Here is a 710-nt window from a genome sequence, read left to right on the forward strand (position 1 = left end):
CAGTTCGGAGATCTTCCCGCCGGTGACGGACACCTCCAGGGTCCCCGCCGTGCCCTCCGCCCAGACCCGGCCGGCGGCGGTCAGCACCAGCACCGCGCCCAGCACGGTGAGCAGCAGCATCACCGCGAACGTGCGCCGCCCGGCCCGCGCGGCGGGCGCGGGTGCGGCGGTGGCGGGATCGGCGGACACGGTCTCGGCAGGGGCTTCAGCGCTCACCGCTCCAGTGTCCCCCGCCCTCACCCCGCCGCCGAACCCGGGGTGGGCGGCTCGGTGGGGAAGTCGCCCGTCTCCAGCACCAGCGTCCGCTCCCCCAGCGGCAGGAAGAGATCGTTCCCGAACGGCACCCGCTCCGCCTCCCGGTACCCGGCACCGGGCAGCGGACGGCTGTGCACCGTGCAGACCCCCTCCCCCGGATCCACCACGACGTACAGCGGGACGCCCGCGGCCGCGTGGAACCGGTGGCGGTCCACCGGCCGGGGCGCCGGGAGCACGTCCAGCACCATCAGCGCGTCCCCGGCCCGGTAGTGCCCCGCGGGGTCGGGCACCGCGCCCGGGGCGAGCAGCACGAGCGCGGCCGGCTGCCCCTCCAGCCGCACGTCGGCGAGGACGCCGCCGTGGCCGCCCGGCTGCCGCACGAGCTGCTCCCTGGCGGCGGTCACGATCCGCCGCTGCGCCTCCGGCATCCTGCTGTCCCTTCCGCTGCGGCGGGG

Annotated in this window: 1 protein-coding gene and 1 pseudogene; both read right to left on the reverse strand. The window is 77.7% G+C overall.

What is annotated here, in order from left to right; translation table 11 throughout:
* A pseudogene (locus tag ABD308_RS04115) lies at positions 1-216 on the reverse strand (TIGR02234 family membrane protein); the annotation flags it as partial.
* Between the two features lie 20 nt (positions 217-236).
* Positions 237-710 (reverse strand): PDDEXK family nuclease (locus ABD308_RS04120; RefSeq protein ID WP_344325656.1); only part of this gene is annotated, 474 nt, incomplete at its 5' end.

This window comes from Kitasatospora putterlickiae, assembly GCF_039527695.1.
Classification (GTDB): domain Bacteria; phylum Actinomycetota; class Actinomycetes; order Streptomycetales; family Streptomycetaceae; genus Kitasatospora; species Kitasatospora putterlickiae.